This window comes from Allobosea sp. BH3 (genome assembly GCF_025499465.1).
GTDB lineage: Bacteria > Pseudomonadota > Alphaproteobacteria > Rhizobiales > Beijerinckiaceae > Allobosea.
Map to the genome: position 1 here is coordinate 658,436 of NZ_JAIMCA010000001.1, position 22,075 is coordinate 680,510.

At 67.3% G+C, this 22,075-nt stretch carries 14 protein-coding genes; 5 read left to right on the forward strand and 9 right to left on the reverse strand.

Annotation, left to right across the window (positions count from 1 at the left end):
• Positions 1–39: 39 nt before the first annotated feature.
• Entirely contained in the window at positions 40–1,194 is a 1,155-nt protein-coding gene (locus BoBH3_RS03180; protein WP_262329293.1) for an amidohydrolase, read from the reverse strand.
• 81 nt (positions 1,195–1,275) lie between these two features.
• A complete protein-coding gene (locus BoBH3_RS03185; RefSeq protein ID WP_262329294.1) occupies positions 1,276–2,175 on the reverse strand; it encodes a hypothetical protein in 900 nt (299 codons plus the stop codon).
• Positions 2,176–2,446: 271 nt separating this feature from the next.
• Between BoBH3_RS03185 and BoBH3_RS03190 the strand changes: the two genes are divergently transcribed.
• The 3 genes from BoBH3_RS03190 to BoBH3_RS03200 all read left to right on the forward strand — a co-directional run bounded on the left by BoBH3_RS03190 (position 2,447) and on the right by BoBH3_RS03200 (position 6,360).
• Positions 2,447–4,156, forward strand: coding sequence for a lysine--tRNA ligase (locus BoBH3_RS03190; RefSeq protein ID WP_262329295.1), 1,710 nt, complete (start codon positions 2,447–2,449; stop codon positions 4,154–4,156).
• A gap of 99 nt (positions 4,157–4,255) precedes the next feature.
• Positions 4,256–5,641 (forward strand): FAD-binding oxidoreductase, encoded by a 1,386-nt coding sequence (locus BoBH3_RS03195; RefSeq protein ID WP_262329296.1) that lies wholly within the window; start codon positions 4,256–4,258, stop codon positions 5,639–5,641.
• A 38-nt stretch (positions 5,642–5,679) separates the two neighbouring features.
• Complete coding sequence (locus tag BoBH3_RS03200; protein ID WP_262329297.1) at positions 5,680–6,360, forward strand: nitroreductase; 681 nt, start codon at positions 5,680–5,682, stop codon at positions 6,358–6,360.
• Between the two features lie 30 nt (positions 6,361–6,390).
• On the opposite strand, the gene BoBH3_RS03205 is transcribed toward BoBH3_RS03200, so the two are convergent.
• Positions 6,391–7,503 (reverse strand): DUF808 domain-containing protein, encoded by a 1,113-nt coding sequence (locus BoBH3_RS03205; RefSeq protein ID WP_262329298.1) that lies wholly within the window; start codon positions 7,501–7,503, stop codon positions 6,391–6,393.
• 210 nt (positions 7,504–7,713) lie between these two features.
• A complete protein-coding gene (locus BoBH3_RS03210) occupies positions 7,714–9,786 on the reverse strand; it encodes a 3-hydroxyacyl-CoA dehydrogenase NAD-binding domain-containing protein (protein ID WP_410050544.1) in 2,073 nt (690 codons plus the stop codon).
• A gap of 140 nt (positions 9,787–9,926) precedes the next feature.
• Between BoBH3_RS03210 and BoBH3_RS03215 the strand changes: the two genes are divergently transcribed.
• Complete coding sequence (locus tag BoBH3_RS03215) at positions 9,927–10,676, forward strand: enoyl-CoA hydratase-related protein (protein WP_262329300.1); 750 nt, start codon at positions 9,927–9,929, stop codon at positions 10,674–10,676.
• 14 nt (positions 10,677–10,690) lie between these two features.
• Here BoBH3_RS03215 and BoBH3_RS03220 read toward each other — a convergent pair whose 3' ends face one another.
• From BoBH3_RS03220 to BoBH3_RS03240, 5 genes are all read right to left on the reverse strand, one after another.
• The gene (locus tag BoBH3_RS03220) at positions 10,691–12,193 is read right to left on the reverse strand and encodes a tripartite tricarboxylate transporter permease (protein ID WP_262329301.1); all 1,503 of its coding nucleotides are present in this window, start codon (positions 12,191–12,193) and stop codon (positions 10,691–10,693) included.
• 13 nt (positions 12,194–12,206) lie between these two features.
• A complete protein-coding gene (locus BoBH3_RS03225) occupies positions 12,207–12,698 on the reverse strand; it encodes a tripartite tricarboxylate transporter TctB family protein (RefSeq protein ID WP_262329302.1) in 492 nt (163 codons plus the stop codon).
• 92 nt (positions 12,699–12,790) lie between these two features.
• Complete coding sequence (locus BoBH3_RS03230; RefSeq protein WP_262329303.1) at positions 12,791–13,780, reverse strand: tripartite tricarboxylate transporter substrate binding protein; 990 nt, start codon at positions 13,778–13,780, stop codon at positions 12,791–12,793.
• 187 nt (positions 13,781–13,967) lie between these two features.
• Entirely contained in the window at positions 13,968–14,981 is a 1,014-nt protein-coding gene (locus BoBH3_RS03235) for a tripartite tricarboxylate transporter substrate binding protein (RefSeq protein ID WP_262329304.1), read from the reverse strand.
• 128 nt (positions 14,982–15,109) lie between these two features.
• Entirely contained in the window at positions 15,110–16,531 is a 1,422-nt protein-coding gene (locus tag BoBH3_RS03240) for a serine protease (RefSeq protein ID WP_262329305.1), read from the reverse strand.
• 217 nt (positions 16,532–16,748) lie between these two features.
• Between BoBH3_RS03240 and BoBH3_RS03245 the strand changes: the two genes are divergently transcribed.
• Positions 16,749–22,004, forward strand: a complete 5,256-nt coding sequence (locus BoBH3_RS03245; RefSeq protein ID WP_262329306.1) for an alpha-2-macroglobulin family protein — start codon at positions 16,749–16,751, stop codon at positions 22,002–22,004.
• The last annotated feature ends 71 nt before the right edge of the window (positions 22,005–22,075 follow it).

The window sequence follows — 22,075 nt, forward strand, 5'->3', positions numbered from 1 at the left end:
GGATTGCTTCGCTGCGCTCGCAATGACGGCGTGGCGCCTTCAGGGCGCGTTGCTGGTCAGCGCCTGTTTCGCCACGGCCGCGAGCCAACCGGAGGTCGCGGGCAGGATCGCGTCGTTGAAATCGTAGCGGTCATTGTGCAGTTCGCCGCCATTCACCGCCGGCCCGTTGCCGACCCAGACATAGGCGCCCGGCCGATGCTGGAGGAAATTGCAGAAATCCTCCGAGGTGGTGTTCGCCGGCAGGTCGCGGCGCAGCGTCAGCCCGGCCGCCTTGGCCGCGCTCGCCGCCATCTCCTCCTCCAGCGGGGTGTTGATGGTCGCCAGGCCTCCCATCGTGAAATCGACATCGGCCTGCATCTCGAAAGTCGCGGCGATGTTCTGCGCGATGGCGCGGATGCGCTCCACCACACGCTCCTTCACCGGGACGGTGAAGACCCGGTAGGTGCCCTCGATCCAGACGCTGGTGGGGATCTGGTTGGAGGCGAGCCCGCCATGGATCTGGCCGATCGAGACGACCGCGCTGTCCATCGGGCCGATGTTGCGCGAGACGATGGTCTGCAGCGCGACGAGCAGATGCCCCATCGCCGTGATCGGATCATGCGTGAGTTCCGGCTTGGCGGCATGGCCGGCCGTGCCGTTGAGCGTGATCTTGAACTTGCCAGGCTCGGCCATCACCGGGCCGTGATGCACGGCGACGGTGCCCGCCTCCAGCCCCGGCCAGTTGTGCAGGCCGAAGACACGCTCCATCGGGAAGCGCTCGAACACGCCGTCCTCGATCATCGCCTTCGCCCCGCCATAGCCCTCCTCCGCCGGCTGGAACAGGAACTGCACCGTGCCGCTCCAGCTCTCGTCGCGGGCGAGCAGCGCCGCGGCGCCGAGCAGCGAGACGGTGTGCCCGTCATGGCCGCAGGCATGCATGACGTTGGTCGTGCCGGATTTGTAGGGCAGGTCATTCGCCTCCGCGATCGGTAGAGCGTCCATGTCGGCGCGAAGCCCCACCGAGCGGCCGGATGCGCCGCGCTGCAACGTCGCCACCACACCATGCCCGCCGACATTCGCCTCGAAGGGGATGCCGAGTTCCTTCAGCTTCTCCCGCACGAAGGCGCTGGTCTTGGCCTCCTGCAGCGACAGTTCCGGGTTGGCGTGGAGATGGCGGCGCCAGGCGGTGAGCTTGTCGTGAAGGTCGCGGTCCAAGGTGGTATCGCTTGCAATTGGCTATCCAAAAAGTAAGTCCGCTCCTATCATGCCCATGGCCTATAGAGAAACCATAAAGGTCTATTTTTTTGCGGCTGGGATTGGAGCGGCGCCGCCCAAGCTCTGAGACTGCGGCGGTGCCACGGGCGCGAAAGGGGCCTTCTCTTCCAAAAAAAGAGCCCTCGCCTGCTGGACACTAGCCTCAAACTGAGCGGTAGCCGGCCCGGGCGACAGACTATCAACGAGTTTTTTCGCGGCGTCCAAATGCTGAATCGCCGCTACCTTGTCGCCTATATTTGCCTCAGCGTAAGACCAGTTAATTTCAGTCCAAATATCAAAGCTCTTCCTGATAAAATCGTTATACATAGCATCGTTTTTTGGAAACAAATTCAGCGCCGTTTGATAATCAACCCTCCCAGATTGCGCGTCTCCAGTATTAAAGTAATTATTTGCGCGACCCCTTAAGGCAGTTATTTTGTCAGTTATATCAGATTTTGAGTTAATAGCTTTAGTATAAAAATCCCTGGATCCTTTTAGATTGAAAGCATTCTCGAGAGCGATAGCTATTGCATAATACTCTGTAGCCGAGACATGACTATCGGAAAGTTTACTAGCAATTTCTGAGGCCTGCCTTGACAACAGAGTGTTTTCTTGAGCAATAAATCCAGATATAACAGATATATTTTGTACATTATTAGAATGCTTAAGTTTTATTTCTATATCTTCTTTTGGAAGAGCCGCGAGTCTCTGCAGAAGAGACCGAAGCTCCAGTCGGTCCGCGTGAACTGATTGCTGTTTCGTTCTGAAATAGGATTCGGCAGTAGTTCCAAACGAAAAAAGAAGCGCTGTTATTGATATAATTGTTGGAATACTCTTATACCAAGGTTGTCTTGAGGCCATTACGGCGATCTGTAGGGCATCAACCTCTTGTTTCAATAAATCATATTCTCGTTTAATTGCGGAAACATCTTCGTTCGACATCGAACCCTCCTATCCCTGAAAAGGCGATCGACGGTATTCTGTATCAACGACCGATCGCGAGAACGGCCGCCTCTAAGAAGTCACTCGAATTAGAGTAGGCTTGAAGATCGCTCTAGAGGCAAGTCGACAAACCGTAGGGATTTGGTTCTGCCCCCCCGAGCCAGTCATCGACATGCATGACGGCTGGTCTCAGAAGCATTGACGCGGCCCTTTCTGATCTGCCAAAGCCGATGATCCGGCTTCTCGCCGAAAAGAGAGGATTCCCGACCACATGCCCGCCTTCGACGCCGCCCTCGTTGACGCCGCCCAGCGTTCGGCCGCCTGGCCGTTCGAGGAAGCGCGCAAACTCGTGGCTCGCATCGAGAAGTCGGGCAAGAAATCGGTGATCTTCGAAACCGGCTACGGCCCCTCGGGCCTGCCGCATATCGGCACCTTCGGCGAGGTCGCACGCACCTCCATGGTGCGCCACGCCTTCCGCGTGCTCACCGGCGACACCATCCCGACCCGGCTGATCGCCTTCTCGGACGACATGGACGGCCTGCGCAAGGTGCCGGACAACGTGCCGAACAAGGATCTGCTCGCCGCCAATCTCGGCAAGCCGCTGACCGAGGTGCCGGATCCGTTCGGCACGCACGACAGCTTCGGCCGCCACAACAACGCCCGCCTGCGCGCCTTCCTCGACGGCTTCGGCTTCGACTACGAGTTCAAGTCCTCGACGGACAGCTACCGTGCCGGCGAGTTCGACGCGACGCTGCTCAAGATGCTCGCCCGCTACGATGCGGTGATGAAGATCATGCTGCCCACGCTGCGCGAGGAGCGGGCGGCGACCTACTCGCCCTTCCTCCCGATCCACCCGAAGACGCGCGTCGTCATGCAGGTGCCGATCGACGAGGTCGATGTCGAGGCCGGCACCATCGCCTGGGCCGATCCGGAAACCAAAGAGCGCTTCGTCACCCCCGTCACCGGCGGCCATGTGAAGCTGCAATGGAAGCCGGACTGGGCGATGCGCTGGGTTGCGCTCGGCGTCGACTACGAGATGGCGGGCAAGGACCTGATCGACTCGGTCAAGGTCTCCTCGCAGATCGCCCGCGCCCTCGACGCCCCGCCGCCGGAGGGCTTCAACTACGAGCTCTTCCTCGACGAGCAGGGCCAGAAGATCTCGAAGTCCAAGGGCAACGGCCTGACCATCGAGGAATGGCTGACCTACGGCCCGCCGGAAAGCCTGGCGCTCTACATGTTCCAGCGCCCGCGCGAGGCCAAGAAGCTCCACTTCGACGTCATCCCGCGCGCCATCGACGAATATCTCCAGTTCCTCAACGGCTATGAGAAGCAGGATTGGAAGAACCGCCTCGGCAACCCGGTCTGGCATCTCCATGACGGCGAGCCGCCGGCCCCGGAGGTCGTCTCCACCGGCGAGGGCGAGAACGCGGTCAGGACGCAGGTCACCTTCGGCCTGCTGATGAACCTCGTCGCCGTGGCGAACTCCGAGGACAAGGCCGTGCTCTGGGGCTTCCTCCAGCGCTACGCCCCGGGCATCTCGTCGCAGACGCATCCGCGCCTCGACGCGCTGGTCGGCTACGCCATCGCCTATTTCCGCGACTTCGTGAAACCGGCAAAGAACTACCGCCCGGCCGACGAGGTCGAGCGCGAAGCTTTCACGAAGCTCGACGCCGCCATCGCCGCGCTGCCGGCAGATGCGACGCCCGAGATGGTGCAGGACACCGCGCTCGACGTCGCGCGCGCCATCCCGCGCTACCAGAACCTCGCCGCCAAGAACGCCACGCCGGAGCGGCCGGGCGTCTCCGGCGATTGGTGGAAAGCGATCTATCAGGTGATGTTCGGCGAGGATCAGGGGCCGCGCTTCGGCTCCTTCGCGGCCATCTACGGCCTGCCCAACACGCGCACCCTGATCGCCAAGGCGCTGGCCGGCGATCTCGTGAAAGAGCATGCCGCCTTCCTCGACGCGCGCAAAGCTGGCTGAAGCATTTTCAAGCGAAGTGGACCCCGGTTCGCGTGAAGAAAATGCGGTAAGAAAACCGACCAGCCGCACATCGCCTCCCGCTACCCCTAGGAGCCTGACATGACCATTCCCGACGATGCGCTGACAGCGCTGGCGGAGGCGGTCGGGCCGGGCAGCCTGCGAACGGGCGAGGCGATCCCCGCCCGCAACCGCAAGGACGCCTCCAAGGCGGCGGAAGGCCTGCCGGCCGCCCTCGTCACGCCGCGCTCGACAGATGAGGTCGCGGCGGTGCTGGCGATCTGCTCGCGCTTCTCGCTGCCCGTCGTCGTCCAGGGCGGCATGACCGGCCTCGCCGGCGGCGCCTCACCCCAGGCGGGCGAGGTCGCGCTGTCGCTGGAGCGGATGAGCGGCGTCGAGGAGATCGACCCGGTCTCCCGGACCATGACGGTGCTCGCCGGCACGCCCCTCTCCGTCGTGCAGGAGAAGGCGGCGGAGGCGGGCTTCCTCTACGGCGTCGATCTCGGCGCGCGCGGCAGCTGCACCATCGGCGGCAATGTCGCGACCAATGCCGGCGGCGTGCAGGTGCTGCGCTACGGCATGACCCGGCGCAACGTACTCGGCCTCGAGGTCGTCACCGCCGATGGGCGCATCGTCAGCCACCTGAAGAAGGTGGTGAAGAACAATGCCGGCTATGACTGGACGCAGCTCTTCATCGGCAGCGAGGGCACGCTCGGCGTCGTAACCCGCGTGCTGCTCGCCCTGCAGCCGGCAGTGACCGGCGTGCAGACCGCGCTCTGCGCGGCACAGGATGTCGGCAAGGCGCTCGCGGCGCTGAACCGCCTCGAAGCCCGCCTCGGCGGCAGCCTGCTCGCCTTCGAGGCGATGTGGCCGGAATACATGAAGGCCGCCGTCGATCATGGCGGCCTGCCCTGGCCTTTCCCCGCCGCGCGCCCCGAGCTTACGCTCGTCATCGAGGCCGCGATGGGCTCCGCAGCCGGTGAAGAGGCCTTTGCTGAAGCTCTCGCCGAACTGGCGGAAGAGGGCCTGCTGGACGATGCCCTGATCGCGCAGTCCGGCCGCGACCGCACCCGCTTCTGGGCCTATCGCGAGGCAAACTACGAGTTCTACCGCGACCTGCCGCCCGGCGTGCATTTCGACGTCAGCATTCCGCTGGGCTCGATGGAAAAGGCGGTCGCGCTGCTGCGCGAGCGCGTCGTGGCGCGAAGCCCCGAGGCGTTCGCCATCGTCTTCGGCCATCTCGCCGACAGCAACCTGCACATCTCGATCCATTCGGCGGTCATGGAACTCTCGGGCTTCGCCGACATCCTCTATGAGTTGGTCCGCGAGATGGAAGGCAGCGTCTCCGCCGAGCATGGCGTCGGCATCCTCAAGCGCCCCTATCTCGGCATGAGCCGCTCGCCCGAGGAAATCGCCCTGATGGGCTCGTTGAAGCGGACGCTCGACCCCGGCAACATCCTCAATCGCGGGCGAATCCTGCCCGCTTGAATAGCACCGCCGCCGGCGAACGCAGAAGGATCGACGCGATGATGCCTGCCGAAGCCGTCGAACACGCCATCCGCTCGCGCCGTGCCGTGCGCGGCTTCCTGCCCGATCCGGTCGATCCCGCGCTGATGCGCCACCTGATCGATCTCGCCGCGCAGTCCCCCTCCGGCACCAACATGCAGCCCTGGAAGCTCCGGGTGATCGGGCCGCAAACGCGGGCGCGGCTGGAGGCGGCGCTGCTGGCGGCCCTGGAAGCCGGCGAGCGGCCGGGCGTCGAGGAATACCGCTACTATCCCGAGCACTTCCGCGAACCCTACCTCGCCCGCCGCCGCAAGGTCGGCTGGGACCTCTATGGCCTGCTCGGCGTGGTGAAGGGCGACACCGAGGGCATGAAGCGCCAGACGGCCGCCAATCTGCGCTTCTTCGATGCGCCCGTCGCGCTGATGCTGACCATTGATCGCGATCTCGAGATCGGGTCCTGGCTCGATCTCGGCATGTTCATCCAGACTCTGCTGGTCGCGACGCAGGGCCACGGCCTCGATTCCTGCCCACAGGCGATTTTCGCACAGTTCCATACAATCGTTCGGCGCGAGCTCGTCATCCCCGAGAACGAGATCGTCGTCTGCGGCATCGCCATCGGCAAGGCTGATCCCGAAGCCCCGGCCAACCGCCTCGTGCCCGAACGCGAGCCGGTCGAGAGCTTCACCACCTGGCTGGATTGAGCGAAGCCCCAGAACGGCGGCGTGGTTCCTTCAGTGTCCCGGCCCGCCTTCCGATAATGGCTTGGCCGTATCTTTCCTGAAGAGCTTGAGCACAGGCCCTACCAGCCAGTGCATCGCTAGGACGACGATGCTGCCGACGATCAGCCCGAAGATCGCCGCCAGCGCAGCGCCCACCAGCCATTCGCCGACACCACCGACCGCTGCCGGAAGAGCCCGGCCGGCCGCGGCCGCGAGATCATGGACGCCATGTCCGAGACCGGCGAGGCCATAGCCTTCCAGCCCATGGATGATGATGCCGCCCCCGACCCAGAGCATCGCCGCGGTTCCGACCGTGCCCAGCAGGCTCAGGAAATGCGGCATGCCCACAACCAGCGCCCGGCCGAGCGGTTGCGTCAGCCGGGCGAGCGCCCGGTCGAACCCGTTCGCCCCTTCCGGATTCCGCCGCAGCAATCCCAGCAGGCTCGACGCCGGGCGCGGGTTGGCGGCGAGCGCCACGCCGAAATCGTCCGCCTTCACGATCAGTGCCACCACGCCATAGACCGCGGCGGTGATGCCGATGCCGACGACGGCAAGGACCGCCGCCTTCATCCAGAAGGACTGGTCGGAGACGCCAGCCAGCGTGATCGCCATGATCTCCGCCGAGAGAATGAAATCGGTCTTGATCGCGCCGGCGATCTTCTGCTGCTCGAGCGCGGCGGAATCGCCGACCGGCTCCCCTGCCTTGCCATCGCCATGCGAACCGTGCGGCAGCACCAGCTCCAGCACCTTCTCCGCCCCCTCGAAGCAGAGATAGGCGCCGCCGGCCATCAGCAATGGCGTGATCGCCCAGGGCGCGACGAGCGCGAGGATCAGCGCGCCCGGCAGCAGGAAGAGAAGCTTGTTGCGCAGCGAGCCCATCGCGATGCGCCAGATGATCGGCAGTTCGCGGGTGGCCGCGAAACCCACCGCATAGCGCGGCGTCACCGCCGCATCATCGATGACGACGCCGGCCGCCTTGGCGCCGGCCTTGCCGGCCTGCGCCGCCACATCGTCGAGCGAGGAGGTCGCGACCTTCGCCATGCCGGCGAGATCGTCGACCGACGAAGCCGCGACCTTGGCGATGCCCGCGACATCGTCGAGCAATGCGAACAGACCCGAAGCCAAACGCCCCTCCCGGATGAACTCACGCGGGAGAGACTAGCTTGGGCGGCATGACGATGGAAACACGGGTCGGATGCGCCGATCCGACGAGCTGCGTCATTCTCGGGCTTGACCCGAGAATCTCCTGCCGGAAGAGACTCAGACGCCTCCGTGTCCTGAGATGCTCGGGTCAAGCCCGAGCATGACGCGCAAGTGTCAGCAAGAAGGGCCCGCTCAGCCCTTCAAACTGCCAAAGCCCTTGCGCTCGGCCGCCAGCCGCTGCAGCAACGGCGCGGGCTCCAGCGCCTTGTCGCCGGTCTCGGCCGCCAGTGCCTCCAGGCGCTTTGCGATGACATCGAGCCCGACGCTGTCGGCCCAGAACATCGGCCCGCCGCGCCAGGCCGGCCAGTTGTAGCCGTTGATCCAGACGATATCGATGTCGCCCGGCCGCGCCGCGATGCCGGCTTCCAGGATGCGCGCGCCCTCGTTCACCATCGGGTCGAGCAGTCGCGCCAGGATCTCTTCGGACGTGAACGAGCGGCGCGTCACGCCCTTCTCGGCCGAGATGCGCGCGATCAGCGCCTCGACCTCGGGGTCGCGCTGTCCGGCGCGGGCACCCTGCGGATAGAGGTAATAGCCGCGCCCGGTCTTCTGGCCGAACCAGCCGGCCTCGCAGATCGCATCCGCCACGGAAGCCTTCAGGCCCCGCGCCTTGCGCGAGCGCCAGCCGATGTCGTTGCCGGCGAGATCGGCCATGGCGCAGGGGCCCATCTTGAAGCCGAAGCCGGTCAGCGCCGCGTCGATCTCGTGCGGCAGCGCGCCCGCCACCAGCAGGCGCTCGGTCGCGCGGGTGCGCTGCTCCAGCATGCGGTTGCCGACGAAGCCGAAGCCATTGCCGACCACGACCGGCACCTTGCCGAGCCGGCGCCCGAGCGCGACGGCGGTCACGACGACATCGTCCGCAACCTCCTTCGTCCGCACCACCTCCAGCAGCTTCATGACGTTGGCCGGGCTGAAGAAATGCATGCCGAGCACATCCTGCGGACGCCCCGTTGCCGCGGCGATGGTCGGGATGTCGAGATAGGAGGTGTTGCTCGCCAGGATCGCGCCGGGCTTGGCCACCTTGTCGAGCCCGGTGAAGATGCTCTGCTTCACGCCCATCTCCTCGAAGGCGGCCTCGATGACGATGTCGGCCTTGGCCGCCGCGGTGAGGCCGACCGCAGGCGTGATCCGCTTGAGGCGCTGCGCCCGCGCCTCCGGCGTCAGCGAGCCGCGCTGCACCGAGATGTCGTAGATCGCGGCGATGCGGTTCATGCCGTTGTCGAGCGGCGCCTGCGCGGTCTCGATCAGCGTCACCGGGATGCCGGCATTGGCGAAGCACATCGCGATGCCCCCGCCCATGGTGCCAGCGCCGATCACGGCGGCGCTCAGGATCTCGCGCGGCTTCACCTCGGGCCCGATGCCGGGGAGTTTCGCCACCTCGCGCTCGGCAAAGAAGACATGGCGCAGCGCCTTCGAGCGTTCATCCGCGACGAGTTCGAGGAAGAGCCGGCGCTCGACCGCGAGCCCTTCCGCGAAGGGCAGGCTGAAGACGCTGCGCACCGCCTCGACCAGCGCCGGGACATTGGGCGCGCCCTCGGCCTTCTTCAGCGCCTCGGCGGCAAGCGCCTCGAAGGCCTCGCGGTCCGCCTCCGTCAGCCGGTCGGCGGCAGTTCGCCCGGCCCCTGTGGCGGCAAGCGTTTCGGCAAGCTGCGAGGCGACCGCGACGACGTTCTCCGAGACGACCTCGTCCAGAAGCCCGTATTCGAGCGCCTGCCCAGCCGAGACGGGCTCGCCCGAGAGCATCATCGGGAACGCTTTCGCCGCGCCGATCAGCCGCGGCAGGCGCTGCGTGCCGCCGGCGCCGGGAATAAGGCCGAGCTTGATCTCGGGCAGGCCGAGCTTCGCCCCGGTCAGGGCCACGCGGCCGTGGCAGGCGAGCGCTACCTCCAGCCCACCGCCGAGCGCCACGCCCTGGATGGCCGCGACGACCGGCTTTGACGAGCCGGCAATGGCGTCGAGCAGGTCGGGCAGACTCGGCGCGACCGGCGGCTTGCCGAACTCGCTGATGTCGGCCCCGGCGATGAAGGCCTTGCCCTCGGCTGCGACCACCAGAGCCGTGACGCCGGCGTCCTTATTCGCCCGCTCGACTGCGTCCGCGAGCCCGGCGCGCACCTCCGCCCCGAGCGCATTCACCGGCGGGCCGTCGATGGTGGCGAGCGCGACACGCCCACGAACCTCGTATCGGACCTTCGTCATCGACGGCATCTCCAGCCTCTGAGTCGCGCCGTTGTTTAAAGCCTGCCGTCTCATGGTGGCAACGGCACGGCCACAGGCCGGGGGGCGCTGCCTCGCTTGACCCTGCGCGAGAGCCCATGCCATCCCGGCAGCAGCGGAGGAGCGAAACAATGAGCGAAAGCGTGCTGAGCCAGGTCGCCGCGGACGGCGTCGTGCAGATCACCATGAACCGGCCAGACCGCAAGAACGCGCTCGACCGCGCCAGCTACGCCGGCCTCATCGACGCCATCGCCGCGGCCGAGGCCGATGCCTCGATCCGCGCCATGCTGCTGACCGGTGCGGGCGGCTGCTTCACCAGCGGCAACGACATCAAGGATTTCGCCATGGCCGCCGCGGCCGGCGAGGGCCCGCGCGTCGCCATCGACTTCCTGAATGCGATCTCGACAGCGAAGAAGCCGATCGTCGCCGCCGTCGAGGGCTTCGCCGTCGGCATCGGCACGACGATGCTGCTGCATTGCGACCTCGCCTTCGCCGGCCGCTCGGCGACCTTCCGCCTGCCCTTCACCGCGCTCGGCCTCTCGCCGGAAGGCGGATCGAGCTATCTGCTGCCGGTCGTCGCCGGATCCAAGAAGGCGGCCGAACTGCTGATGCTGGGCGCGCCCTTCGATGCCGCCACGGCCGCCGAGGCCGGGCTCGTCAACGCCGTGGTCGAGGAAGGCACGGCGCTGGAGGCAGGGTTCGCCCGCGCCAAGGCGCTCGCCGCGCTGCCGCCTGAATCCCTGGCCCTGACCAAGATGCTGCTGAAGCGCGGCTCGGCCGCGGCAGTGGCCGAGACCATCGCGACCGAGGCCCGCCATTTCGGCGAAAGGCTGCGCTCGCCCGAGGCGATCGCAGCCTTTGCAGCCTTCCTGAAGAAGTGAATGAGTGGCGGCCCTCAGGCCGCCACCGCCCTGCGGTTCCGGACCCAGTCGCGCGTCCAGGAGAAGACGGGCCAGAGCAGCGCCGCGAAGGTCAGCGACGCCAGCACCGACGACACCGGCCGGTCGAAGAAGGGCAGCACCGAGCCGTCCGACTTGATCAGCGAGGTGACGAAGCTCTGCTCCACCATCGTGCCCATGACGATGCCGAGCACCATCGCCGCGACCGGATAGCCGTTCTTCTCCATCACGAAGCCGAACAGGCCGAAGAAGGCGACGCACCAGACCGCGAAGAGGTTGTTGCCCGCCGTGGCAAAGGCACCGACCGCACAGAAGATCATGATCACCGGCATCACTGCCGAGCGCGGCGCCCCGACGACGCGGCTCGCCAGCCGGATCATGACGATGCCCAAGGGGATCATGATGATATTGCCGAGGATGAAGATGATGTAGAGCGCATACATGCTCTCGGCCTGGGTGGTGAACAGCGTCGGCCCGGGGTTCAGCCCCTTCATGTAGAGCACGCCGATGGCGATCGCGGTGATCGTGTCACCGGGAATGCCGAAGAGTAGCGCCGGCACCCAGCCCGAAGCGAGCGAGGCGTTGTTGGAGGCGCCGGCCTCGATCAACCCTTCCGGATGGCCCGTGCCGAATTTCTCCGGCGTCTTCGAGAAGCGCTTGGCCATCGCATAGCTGACCCAGGCTGCCATGTCGGCGCCGGCACCCGGCAACACGCCGATGATGATGCCGACGATGTTTCCGCGCGTCTGCTGCTTGGGATATTCCTTGGTGAGCTTCCACTGGCCCTTGAGGATGCTCCCCAGCCGTCGGTTCTCGATCTTCGGCGGCGCGCGCTCGGTGAGCGCCCGCATCACCTCGGCCAGCGCGAAGACGCCGACCAGCGCCGGGATCGGCTCGATGCCGCCCAGCAGATCCGTCGAACCGAAGGTGAAGCGCGCCACGCCGCCCGGATTGTCGATGCCGACGCAGGTGATCAGCAAGCCGAGCAGCATCGCGGCAATCGCCTTGATCGGCGAGGAACGGGCCACCAGCGTCGAGCACATCAGACCCAGCATGGCGAGCCAGAAGTTCTCATAGGTCGAGAACGAGAGCGCCATCTCCGCGAGCAGCGGCGCGATCAGCATCAGCGAGAGCGTGCCGGCGATGCCGCCAAGCGCCGAGAACCACAGGCAGATGCCGAGCGCGGTCTCCGCCTGGCCCTTGCGGGTCATCGCATAGGCCTCGTCGGTATAGGCGGCCGAGGCCGGCGTGCCGGGGATGCGCAGCAGGCAGCCCGGAATGTCGCCGGAGAAGATCGCCATCGCCGAGGCGGTGATGATCGTCGCGATCGCCGCGATCGGCGACAGGTAGAAGGTGACCGGCACGAGCAGCGCCGTCGCCATGGTGGCCGAAAGACCGGGCAGCGCTCCGACCGTCAGCCCGTAAATGGCCGAGGCGAAGATCGCGATCATGACATCGAATTGGAAGACGAGGCCGAAGGCCTTGATGACGGTATCCATCGTCAGGTCCTTCTCACCAGGGGAACGGCAGGATGCCGCTGGGCAGCGGCACGCGCAGGAGCTTCAGGAAGATCATGTTGATCACGAACGGCGCGACGATCGCCAGCGGCACGGCAAGCTTCGGCTTCGCCCCGAAAGCGAAGCTCGCCACCAGAACCATGATCGCCGCGGTCGGCAGGAAGCCGAGCGTCTCGGAGGCGAGCGCATAGAAGACCAGCAGCGCCGGCGGCAGCAGCGCCAGCCAATTGTGCCAGGCCGGCAGCGGCTTCAGCTCTTCCGCCGTCGCATGGGCGACGACATCGGCCTCGGCAACCTCCTCGAAGTGGCGGCCGATCCCGAAGACGATCAGCCCGCCGCAGAGCACGAGCCCCGCGCCGACGACCATCGGAAAGGCTGAGGGACCGACTTGTTGTCCCGGAACGGGCGGCAGCTTCGAGCCGTAGAAGAATGCGGCGGCGCCCAACGCGGCAAGCGTGGAGCCTGTGATGCGATCTGATAGTAACAAGACGTCAAGCTCCTCGCGAAGAGCGCCACCCCAAAATCAAACGAAGACGCCGGGAGCGTCGGTCCGCTCCCGGCGCCGTTTTTTTTCTTGTCTCAGCCCTTGGCGAGGCCGGCCGCCTTCATGGCGGTTTCCATGGACTTGTCGCTCGCAGCCATGAAGGCGGCGAAGCCCGGTCCATCCGCGAACTTCATGCCGAAGCCGCGGGAGTTCATGAAGTCCTGATAATCCTTCGAATCGAAGGCCTTCTTGAGCGCCGCCGTCAGCTTGGCGGCGATCTCCGGCGGCAGGCCCTTCGGCGCGCCGATGCCGCGCCAGGCGCCGATCGAGTAGTTGATCCCGAGCGTCTCGTTCAGCGTCGGCACATCCTTGAACTGCGGGTTGCGCGCGTTGGCCATGATCGCCAGCGACTTGGCCTTGCCGGCGTCGATCATCGCCCGGCCCTCGGGCACCGAGCAGGTCACCATGTCGAGGCCGCCGGCCGCCAGATCCTGCATGGCCGGGGCCGCGCCGTTCGACGGCACCCAGGCGACATGATCGGGCTTGAGGCCCATGGCGACGAGCCAGCCGATGAGCGCGAGATGCCAAATGCCGCCCTGGCCGGTGCCCGACGCCTTGAGCTTGCCGGCAGGAGACGCCTTGATGGCGTCAGCCAGCGCCTTGATGTCCTTGTAGGGGCCTGTGGCCGAGACCTGCACGCCCGGCGGGTCCTCGTTCATCAGCGCGAGCGAGGTGTAGCTCGTCGATTTCAGGTCGGTCAGGCCCTGATGATGCATCATGGCGATCTCGACCGTCAGCATGCCGATGTTGTAGCCGTCCGCCGCCGCCGTCGCGATGGCCGAATGGCCGACCACGCCGGAGCCGCCGGTGCGGTTGACCACGTTGACCGGCTGGCCGAGGTCCTTTTCCAGAAGCTGCGCCACGATGCGCGCCGTGGCGTCCGTGCCGCCACCCGCCCCCCAGGGGCAGACCATGGTGATCGGGCGGCTCGGCCACGCCGCTTGAGCGATGGCCGGCGCCGCAATGAGCGTTGCTGCACCCGCGGCTGCGCCTTTGAGCACACCACGCCTGTCGATTGTGTTCATTCCCCAGTCTCCTCCGCTAAATCGATTTAGCTGCGGGCGCTTCTCGATCCGAAGACGGACGCCCTTGATGCGCGCTCATCTGAGCCGATTGCGCGCCGGGTGACAACTCTCATTTTGGAGGGGGTAAAAGCTATGCACGGTTGGCCGGCAGGGCACAGGACCCCGCCGGCTTCCGGTATTTGCGCGGTCAGCCCTTGGCGAGACCGCCGGCCTTCATGAAGGCGCCCATGGCCTTGTCGCTCTCGCCCATGAACTTGGAGGCGGCTTCGGCATCGGCATAGCGCATCGTCAAGCCGCGTGCGGCCATGAAGTCCTTGTACTCCTTGGAGTCGTAGATCTTCTTGAGCTCGGCCGAGAGCAGCTTGGCGACCTCCGGCGGCAGGTTCTTAGGACCGCCGATGCCGCGCCAGGAACCGATGCTGAAGTCGATGCCCAGTGCCTCCTTCAGGGTGGGAACGTCCTTGAAGAGCGGGTTGCGCTCGGGCGCCATGATGACGAGCGACTTCGCCTTGCCGGCATCGATCATCGCCTTGCCTTCCGGCACCGAGCAGGTCACCAGATCGAGGCCGCCGGCCGCGAGGTCCTGCATCGCCGGAGCTGCGCCGTTCGACGGCACCCAGGCGACGTGATCCGGCTTGAGGCCCATGCCCTGCAGCCAGCCGATCAGCGCCAGGTGCCAGATGCCGCCCTGGCCCGTGCCGGAGGCCTTGAACTTGCCGGCAGGCGCCGCCTTGATGGCGTCGGCCAGCGCCTTGATGTCCTTGTAGGGGGAGTTGACGTTGACCTGCACGCCCGGCGGGTCGTCGTTCATCAGCGCCAGCGTCGTGTAGTCCGCATAGGTGAGCTGGGTCAGCCCCTGATGATGCATCATCGCGATCTCGGAGGTGATGATGCCGAGATTGTATCCGTCCGGCGCAGCCATCGCGATCGCCGAATGGCCGACGACGCCCGAGCCGCCGGTGCGGTTCACCACGTTGACCGGCTGGCCGAGGCTTTTCTCGAGCTGAGCGGCGATGATGCGCACGACGGCGTCCGTACCGCCGCCCGCGCCCCAGGGGCAGATCATGGTGATCGGCCGGGTGGGATATTTAGCCTGCGCGATCGCCGGAGCGGCGATTAGCCCGGCGCCAGCCGCCGCGGCTCCGAGGCCAGCGCCGACGGCGCCCTTGAGCACACTGCGCCTGTCGATAGTCGTGGTCATAATCCAAGTCTCCTCGCTAAATCGATTAAATTATGGGCGCTTCTCAACCCGCAGGCGGGCACCCTTCGATGAAGGCGCGCATCTGAGCCGATCGCGCGCCGCCAGACAACCGCTCATTTTTGCGGGGGCTATAGACCGCAGACGAGGGGCAGGACCGCGCCCGAAACACGCTCCACCACCGCCCCGGTGGAGAGCTCCGCAGCGGCGGAGGTCGCGGGCATCGTCAGGCCCGCCCGGCCGAGCACGGCCTGGATCACGACCGCATCGGCCAGCATGTGGCTGCGCTGCGGCGCGACGCCGGCGACCAGCAGCTTGTCGGACGGGTTCGCGGTCACGATCCCGGCGAGACGCCCCTGCCGGTCGAAGGCCGGCGCGCCGGCCTGCCCGGGCTGGAGCGGCGCCCTCACCGCGGGCTTGCCCCCGGCCTGGACGCTCTGGCCGGGCAGCGCGACCGCCACTCGTTTGCCGGCTTCATCGCCGAAGGCGACCAGCACCAGCGCCTCCGCAGCCCCCGGCGCCTCGGCGCGCAGGCCTGGCGTGCTGACGGCGGCTTTCCCTTCCAGATCGAGCAGCACGAGGCCGCTCGCCTCATCCTTCGCCCTCAGCTTCGCCGGCCGCGTGCCGACGCGCAGGCTCCGGCAGCCATCGAGAGCGGCCGCGGCTCCGAGCGCCACGGTCTCCGATACGGCGAGCGCGACGCCGTAGCGCTCGTTGGCCCGCACGGCCGGCTGGATCAGCGCCGGCTGCCCGTCGAGCGGCACGCGCACGGTTGCGACCATTCTGGCCGGCGGCTGCATCGGCTCTGTCGGGAAGGGGTCGAAACTCCCCGCGATGGCAATGACGAGCTTGTCGACGGTCGGGGCCAGCGCCTTGTCATAGCCGATCGAGAAGCCGCGCAGCCCCTGCGGCCCGGCCGCAAGGCGCCGGTAGAAGCGGCCTGTCGGCGTCTCCCCCGTCACCACGAAGAAGTCCGGCCGCAGCAGCTTGTAGGTGATCTTGCGGGGGCTGTTCGGATTGACCGCGACGGCTTTCTCGAAGATCGCCTCCAGAGTCTCGCCCGGCGGCGTCGCCGAGGTATCGAGCGTGACCTTGTCGTCCGCGCTCTGCCAGCGGCTGCCCGACGAAGCCGCGCCCGCCTTCGGCAGGAACTTGGTCGGGACGCCGATACGCACCCCGGTCTTCTCGTCGGCGATCAGCCGGAAGCCCGCGGCATCGCGCGCCGCCTGGGCTGCCTTGGCGAGAGCCGCGCGCTCCGCCGGCGGGAGCACGCCATCGGCCGGGCCACGCCCGCCCTTGAACGCGTTGATCGCCCGGAAGGTCAGGGGGCCGAAGGAGCCGCTGACCGCGCCGCTGAAGCCGCCGGCCCAGATCAGGTCGCTCTGGATCGCCTTGCGCTCCTCGTCCGTCATCGCCTCGAAGCTCGCCTGCGCCGCCGCCATCTGCGGGTTGGGAGCCTGAGCCTGCGCAAGCGGCGCGCCGAGAACGGCCACGGCCAGGGCAACGAGGCCCGCCCGCAGCACACGCGCTTGAAGGTGACGGACGCGCAGCATCATCTCGTCCTCGAATAGGGCGGCCAACGGTCGCTAGACGGCCGGCATTGAGCGACAGATCGCGCCGCTCCGCAACCATGGGAGGCCAAGTTCTGACGCATGGTCAGACTCCGCCGCTACCTGCATTCGCATGACTTGAACCGTCACGACAGGGTGATAGCTTTCCGTCCCGCCGTCCGGGCATGAACCTGTGGCCGGCGCCTGAGAGGTAACGACGATGAACGTGCTGTCCCGCCTCGTGCTCGTCCTGGGTCTCAGCCTCTCCGCCCTGCCCGCCTTCGCTCAGAAGGCCTATGTCCGCAACGACCTGCTCGCCGATGGACAACGGCTCGAGGAGCGGCTGAAGCGCGAGGTATCGGCCGGCAGCCGCTCATCCGCAGATGCCGTCCGGGCCGGCGAGGCCGCGCTTGCCCGCGGCGACGCCCGCGCTGCCCTGCCACAGGCCAATGCGGCGATCGTCGCCGATTCCGCCAACGCCGCCGGCTGGCGCCTGATGGCGCGGGCCGCCAACGCCATCGAGCCGCGCGACTATCGCGAGCGCTGGGAACTGCGCGAGCGCGCCATCGCCGCCGCCTATCTCGCCTATAGCCGCGCCACCAACCGCAATGACGAAGCCGCCTCGCTCGGCGTGCTGGCCGGCACCTTCCAGCGCAACGAACTCTGGCGCCCGGCGCTGACCACCTATCGCCTGAGCCTCGACCTCGCCGCCAACGCCGCGCTGCAGAGCGCCTATGAGAGCCTGCGCGCCGAGCGCGGCTTCCGCCTGCTCTCCAACAAGGTCGATTCCGACGCCGCCACCCCGCGCGCCTGCTTCGAGTTCTCGGAGCCGCTGGCACGAGGCCGCGTCGACTTCGCGCCCTATGTCGCCATTTCAGGTGGCAGGGGTGATTTCGCGGTCAGCGCCGAGGATCGCCAGATCTGCGTCGACGGGCTCAAGGCCGGCGAGCGCTACGCCATCGTGATCCGCCAGGGCGTTCCCTCCGCCATCCCCGGCGAAGCGCTGCTGAAATCCGCCGATTACGAGATTTATGTCCGCGACCGCACGCCGTCGGTGCGCTTCACCGGCAAGAACTACGTGCTGCCGCGCACCGGCCAGCAGGGCATTCCGGTCGTATCGGTCAATTCGGGCAGGCTCGATCTGGAAGTGATGCGGATCGGCGACCGCAACCTGATCAACTCCGTCCACTCCGAGGATTTCCTCAGCCAGATCGGCTCCTGGTCCGCCCGCAAGATCGCCGATGACAAGGGCCAGTCGGTCTGGACCGGCACGATGGAGGTGAAGTCCGAGCTCAATCAGGACGTCGTCACCGCTTTCCCGGTGGCCGAAGCCGTCGGCGCCCTGAAGCCCGGCGTCTATGTGATGTTCGCCAAGCCTTCCGGCGCGCCGGCCACTGCCCTCTCGGACAGCGATGGCGATTATGACGACGGCTCGACCCGCGCGACGCAGTGGTTCGTCGTCTCCGATCTCGGCCTCACCTCCTTCACCGGCCCCGACGGCGTGCATGTGCTCGCCCGCTCGCTCGCCGATGCGCGGCCCGTCGCCAATGCGGAGCTTCGCCTGATCGCCCGCAACAACGAGGTGCTCGGCACCGCTCGGACCGATGCCAACGGCTATGCCCGCTTCGATGCCGGTCTGGCGAAGGGCCAGGGCGGCAATTCACCGGGCCTCGTCACCGCCTCGTTCGCCGAGGATTACGGCTTCCTCGACCTGAAGCAGACCGCCTTCGACCTCTCCGATCGCGGCGTGAAGGGCCGTGTCGCCCCCGCCGGGCTCGACGCCTATCTCTATGCCGAGCGCGGCGTCTATCGCTCGGGCGAGACGGTCTATCTCACGACCCTGCTGCGCGACGCCAAGGGCGCGGCCGTCTCCGGCCTGCCGCTGACCCTCGTCGTCAAGCGGCCGGACGGCGTCGAATATCGCCGCCGGCAGGTCGAGGACCAGGGCGCCGGTGGGCGCGCCCATTCGATCCCGCTGCTGTCGGGCGCCGCGACAGGCACCTGGCGCGTCCTCGCCTATGCCGACCCGAAGGGCTCCGCGATCGGCGAGACGTCCTTCCTCGTTGAGGACTATGTGCCCGAGCGGCTGGAGCTGACGCTCTCGCCCAAGGCCCCGATGCTGCAGGCCGGCGAGCCGGCCGAGCTCGACGTCTCGGCCCGCTATCTCTACGGCGCTCCGGGCTCCGCGCTCGAGGTCACCGGCTCGATGACGATCCGCGCTGCCGATGCCAGCGCCATCCCCGGCTTCAAGGATTATCAGGTCGGCCTCACCGACGAGGCGTTCGAGCCCGTCCAGCAGCAGTTCGAGGAGAGCGCCACCACCGACGCCGCCGGCAAGGCCAGCATCACCAACCCCATCCAGCAGCCCGACACCAACCGCCCGCTCGAAGTCGAGATGACCGTGCGCGTCGGCGAGCCCGGCGGGCGCGCCATCGCCCGCTCGCTGACACTGCCGATCGTGCCCAAGGGCGCCGCCATCGGCGTCAAGAAGCTGTTCAGGGAGGGCGACCTCGGCAACGGCCAGACCGCCACCTTCGAAGTCATCATGGCCAATGGCGACGGCAAGCGTCTCAGCCGGCCGGGCGTGAAATGGGTTCTCTCCAAGGTCCGCCGCAATTACCAGTGGTTCTTCCAGGACGGCCGCTGGAACTATGAAGGCGTCAAGACCACCCGCCGCGTCGCCGATGGCGAGATCGCGGTGGCCGAAGCCGCTGGCGCACGCATCGCCGCCCCGGTCGAATGGGGCAATTACCGGCTCGACGTCACCGCTGATGGCGGCGACGCGACCGAGACCTCCGTCTCCTTCAGCGTCGGCTATGAGAGCGACAAGACGGCCGACACGCCCGACGTGCTCGACGTCGCGCTCGACAAGCAATCCTACGCCGACGGCGAGACGGCGCAGATCCGCCTCTCGCCCCGCTTCGCCGGCAAGGGGACGCTCGCCGTCATCACCGACAAGGTGGCCGAGCTGCGCACCATCGACATCACGGATGGCGGCACCAGCGCCTCCATCCCGGTCAAGGCGGAATGGGGCGCCAGCGCCTATCTCGTCGTGCTGGCCCACAGGCCCATGGACACGGCGGCCAAGCGTCTGCCCGGCCGCGCCATCGGTCTGTCATGGTTCCAGATCGGCAAGGAGCAGCGCTCGCTCGCGCTCGATCTCGGCGCGCCGCAGCTCGTGCGTCCGCTGACGACGCTCTCGCTGCCGGTCAAGGTCACCGGGATGCGGCCGGGCGAGGATGCCTTCGTGACGCTCGCCGCTGTCGATATCGGCATCTTGAACCTGACCCGCTACGAGAGCCCGGACCCGAGCAGGTTCTTCTTCGGCCAGCGCCAGCTCGGCCATGACCTGCGCGATCTCTACGGCTACCTGATCGACGGCATGCAGGGCACGCGCGGCGCCATCCGCAGCGGCGGTGACGGTGCTCCCCAAATGGAGGGCGAGAAGCCGACGCAGGAACCGCTCGCCCGCTATTCCGGCGTCGTGAAGGTCGGGCCGGACGGCACCGCGAAGATCGATTTCGAGCTGCCGGCCTTCAACGGCTCGGTGCGCGTCATGGGCGTCGCCTGGTCCGCCGGGCGCACCGGCCAGGCCAGCGCGGACGTGATCGTGCGGGACCCCGTCGTCGCGCAGGCGACGCTGCCGCGCTTCCTCGCCATTGGCGACCAGTCGCGCTTCCATCTGCAGGTCGATAATGTCGAGGGGCCGGCCGGCGCCTATACCGTCGATCTCGACGTGAAGGGTCCGGTTCTGGTCGGAGCCGATGCGACACGCCGCACCGTCCAGCTCGCGGCGAACGCCAAGGCGCAGATGACGATCCCCGTCACCGCCGCCGGCCTCGGCCGCGCCGAATTCGACGTGCGCGTGACCGGGCCGACCGGCGTCGGCACGGTGCAGAACCTCGCCGTGCGCGTGCAGCCCTCGGCTGCGACCATCGCGCGCCGCATCGTGCGGGCGCTGCCCGGCAATGGCGGCGCGATCACCGTCTCCTCCGATCTGCTGGCCGATCTCGTTCCGGGCTCGGGGCAGGTCTCGGTCACCGTCTCGCCCTTCGCCTCGCTCGACGTGCCGGCGCTGCTCAAGGCGCTCGACCGCTACCCCTATGGCTGCACGGAGCAGACGGTCAGCCGCGCGTTGCCGCTGCTCGCGGTCAACCAGCTCGCCTCGCTGGAGCAGCTCGCGCTCGACGACAAGGCCGACGAGCGCGTGCAGAACGCGATCGAGCGCGTGCTCGCCCGCCAGGGCGGCAACGGCTCCTTCGGGCTCTGGGGCGTCGGCGGCGACGATCTCTGGCTCGACGCCTTCGTTGCCGACTTCCTGACCCGCGCCCGCGAGCGGCAGTTCGCGGTGCCGGGCGTCGCCTTCAACCTCGCGCTCGACCGCCTGCGCAACCAGGTCGTCAACACCAGCGAGATCAATAAGGAAGAAGCTGCCGGCATCGCCTACGCGCTCTATGTGCTCGCCCGCAACGGCCGGCCGGTGATGGGCGATCTGCGCTATCTCGCCGACAACAAGCTCGGTGATTTCGCGACCCCGCTCGCCCGCGCCCAGATCGGCGCGGCGCTCTCGGCGCTGGGCGACCGCGGCCGCGGCCGCGCCGCCTTCGGCAGCGCGCTGGGCCTGCTGCAGCAGAGCAGCGACGACGGCTTCTCGCGGCCCGATTACGGCTCGCGCCTGCGTGACAGCGCCGGCGTGCTCGCGCTCATCGCCGAGTCGAGCGGCGAGCGCGCCGACATCACCCGCGCCGCCTCGATCGTCGACGCCACCCGCAACACCGCCCGCTACGGCTACACCTCGACGCAGGAGCAGATGTGGATGGTGCTGGCGGCGCAGGCCATGGCCAAGGACGCCGAAGGCATGACGCTGACCGTCGATGGCGCCGCCCGCAAGGGCGCGCTCTACCGCACGCTCTCCGCCGAGGCGCTGGAGGCCAAGCCGCTGACCATCGCCAATCCGGGCTCCGCCAGCGCACAGGCCGTCATAACCGTAGCCGGCATCCCGACCGCGCCCGAACCTGCGCTGAACCAGGGCTTCGGGCTGGAGCGGGTCATCTACACGATGAAGGGCGAGCGCACCGACCCGGCGCGCCTGCGCCAGAACGAGCGCTATGTCGTGGCGCTGACCGTGACCGAGAACACGCCGCGCTATGGCCGGCTGCTGCTGGTCGACCCGGTCCCGGCCGGGCTTGAGATCGAGAACGCCAACCTGACCGAAGGCGCCTCCGTCGCCGGGCTCGACTGGCTGAAGCAGGAGGTTTCGCCGGTTCACACCGAGTCGCGCGACGATCGATATGTCGCGGCCTTCGAGCGCTTTGGCTCCAAGAACGACAAGCTCTCCTACACCGTCGCCTATATCGCGCGCGCCGTCTCGCCGGGCCGCTACGTCTCCCCCGCCGCCGTGATCGAAGACATGTACCGGCCGGACCGCTTCGGCCGGACGGGCTTCGGCGCGGTGGAGATCACCTCGGCGCGGTGATGAGCGAGAGCGAGCAAACAGGACCGTCATTCTCGGGCGAAGCCCAGCGCAGACCCGAGAATCTCGATCAG